This window comes from Nocardioides sp. NPDC057772, from assembly GCF_042798075.1.
In the GTDB taxonomy this organism is placed as follows: Bacteria; Actinomycetota; Actinomycetes; order Propionibacteriales; family Nocardioidaceae; genus Nocardioides.
Genome location: NZ_JBHVKN010000354.1, coordinates 1 through 2434 on the forward strand (window position 1 = coordinate 1; position 2434 = coordinate 2434).

3 protein-coding genes and 1 tRNA gene are annotated in these 2434 nt (G+C 68.0%); 3 read left to right on the top strand and 1 reads right to left on the bottom strand.

Annotated elements, in window-relative coordinates; translation table 11 throughout:
- A partial coding sequence (locus ACFVJS_RS27545) for a GatB/YqeY domain-containing protein (RefSeq protein WP_378886729.1) occupies positions 1-525 on the bottom strand: 525 nt, incomplete at its 3' end.
- A 26-nt stretch (positions 526-551) separates the two neighbouring features.
- On the opposite strand from ACFVJS_RS27545, the gene ACFVJS_RS27550 reads away from it, so the two are divergent.
- The 3 genes from ACFVJS_RS27550 to ACFVJS_RS27560 all read left to right on the top strand — a co-directional run bounded on the left by ACFVJS_RS27550 (position 552) and on the right by ACFVJS_RS27560 (position 2389).
- A complete protein-coding gene (locus ACFVJS_RS27550) occupies positions 552-1472 on the top strand; it encodes a metallophosphoesterase (RefSeq protein WP_378886730.1) in 921 nt (306 codons plus the stop codon).
- A 72-nt stretch (positions 1473-1544) separates the two neighbouring features.
- Positions 1545-1618 (top strand) — tRNA-Pro (locus ACFVJS_RS27555).
- An 81-nt stretch (positions 1619-1699) separates the two neighbouring features.
- Positions 1700-2389: a hypothetical protein gene (locus ACFVJS_RS27560; protein WP_378886731.1), complete on the top strand. Its 690-nt coding sequence runs from the start codon at positions 1700-1702 to the stop codon at positions 2387-2389.
- The last annotated feature ends 45 nt before the right edge of the window (positions 2390-2434 follow it).

Consider the following 2434-nt stretch of genomic DNA (forward strand, 5'->3'; position numbering starts at 1 on the left):
CACCCGCGTACAGCGCGAAGCCGGTCGCCGACAGGGCGCAGCCGAGCCCGATCGTGACCGCCCGGCCGAAGGCCTTGATCGCCAGCGGCGTGAGCAAGCCGCCGAGGCGTCGGCCCGGCCCTTGGTCTGCGGCGTCAGGATGCCCATCACCTTGCCCATCGCGCGCATTCCCTCCTCGGCGGCACCGGTCTGGGCGATGGCCTTGCTGACCAGGTCGGAGATCTCCTCGGCGCTCAGCTGCGCGGGCAGGTACTCGGTGATCACCGCGGCCTCCGCGGTCTCCTTCTCGGCCTGCTCGGTGCGACCGCCCTCGGCGAAGGCGGTGGCCGCTTCGCGGCGCTTCTTGGCCTCGCGGGTGAGGATCGTGATGATCTCGTCGTCGGTGAGCTCCTTGGCCTCCTTCCCGGCGACCTCGGCCTCGCTGATCGCGGCCATGACCATCCGCAGCGTGCCGGCACGGTCCTTGTCCCGAGCCTTCATCGCAGAGGTCAGGTCGGTGCGAAGTCGGTCCTTCAAAGAGCTCATGGAACCCATTGTGGCAGGGTTGAGCCATGCGGCTCGCCTCAGTAATCGGCGCAACCCTCGGCACCGGTCTCGCCGCCGGCGCGGCGATGACGACGTACGCCCTGTGGGAGGCTCGTCAATACACCCTGCGCCACGTCGGACTCCCGGTTCTTCCCGAAGGAGCGGACCCGCTGCGGGTGCTGCATCTCTCGGACATGCATGTGGTTCCCTCGCAGCACAAGAAGCTCGACTGGATCGCGTCGCTGGCCGCGCTCAAGCCCGATCTGGTCATCGACACCGGCGACAACCTCGCCCATCAGCGGGCCGTGCCGGCGATCGTCAACGCGCTCGGCACGCTGCTCGACGTGCCCGGTGTCTTCGTGCACGGATCCAACGACTACTACGAGCCGCGCCTGCGCAACCCGCTCGGCTACCTGCTGCCCGACAACGGCAAGCGACGTACGAACGTCCCTGAGCTGCCCTGGCGCGACCTGTCTGCGTCCTTCACCAAGTCCGGCTGGCTCGACCTCACCAACACACGCTCGTCGCTGACCGTCCAGGGCATCGAGTTCGCCTTCGCCGGCGTCGACGACCCGCATCTGCGCCTCGATGACCTGTCCGCGGTGGCAGGCCCCGCGGACCCGGCTGCGGACGTACGTCTCGGGGTCGCGCACGCTCCCTACCTGCGGGTCCTGGACCAGTTCACCGCCGATGGCTACGACGCGATCCTGGCCGGTCACACCCATGGCGGTCAGATCTGCCTGCCCGGCGGTCGTGCGCTGGCCACCAACTGCGACATCGATCCCGGACGCGCACGCGGACTGCACACCCACACCTATGGCGGACGGCAGGCCTGGCTGCACGTTTCGGCCGGTCTCGGCACCTCGCCCTACACCCGGATCCGCATCGCCTGCCGCCCCGAGGCCACCTTGCTGACGCTCACGCCGCGCGGAGCGTCTCGCCGGTAGGGCTCGATTACGAGTAGGGACGGTGTCTGGGCTATGCTCATTCCTCGTTGGACCGTTGATCGGTGCAGCATTCGGGTTGTAGCGCAGCTTGGTAGCGCACCTCGTTCGGGACGAGGGGGCCGCAGGTTCAAATCCTGTCAACCCGACATCGAGTTCAGGCTCGGAGATCGCAAAGATCTCCGAGCCTGAGTTCATTGTGGGCCCCACCACATGCGAAACTGCCCCTCATGAGCAACGACCCCGCCGACAAGCTCGCCGCGCCGTCGTTCGGCTTCAAGAAGAAGCGCGGGGGCACGAAGCCAACCAACACCAAGCCCGAGAAAGCTTCTGCGGAGAAGACTCAGGTGCTCGAGACGGCACCGCCCGTCGTCGCTCCCGAGCCGCCCGCGGAGAAGCCCGCGGAGAAGCCCGCGCTGAAGCCCGCACCTGAGCAGAAGGAGGAGAAGCCGGCCAAGCCCGCGAAGGAACCGAAGGCGCCCAAGGCTCCTCGAGAGCCGAAGCCACCCAGGCAGCCGATGGAAGCGATCCAGCGGCGCATCAACCTCGGCACCCCTTCCGGCCTGTCCGCGGCCGTCATGATCGGCGCCATCGTCGGCGCGTTCATGGCGGTGGCCATCTGGTTCAGCGGCATGGTGAGCCAGTGGACCCGCGGCACCTCCTCGCTCGGCGACACCGGCGCGATCGTCCTCATCGGCGTCTTCGTCCTCGCGGTCGTCCTAGGCGGCTACCTGCTCCGCCTCGCCAGCGCCCGCTCCCCCTTCACCATCAGCTTCCTCGGCTCGGCCCTCGTCGCCGTACTCTCGATGGTGTTCCTCACCGAGGTCTTCAACCACGCCTGGGGCGTGATCATCGCCGTGATCCTCACCGCCGCCGCGTACGCCCTCGCCTACTGGGTGACCACCAACTACATCGACTGACCACCCCGGCCGAGGCGTCACCTACGTCGGCCGAAGCGTCAACGC

What these genes read in the sequence shown, in the direction of transcription:
- ACFVJS_RS27550 (WP_378886730.1), top strand. Translation starts at nt 552, where the DNA reads ATGCGGCTCGCCTCAGTAATCGGCGCAACCCTCGGCACCGGTCTCGCC.
- ACFVJS_RS27560 (WP_378886731.1), top strand. Translation starts at nt 1,700, where the DNA reads ATGAGCAACGACCCCGCCGACAAGCTCGCCGCGCCGTCGTTCGGCTTC.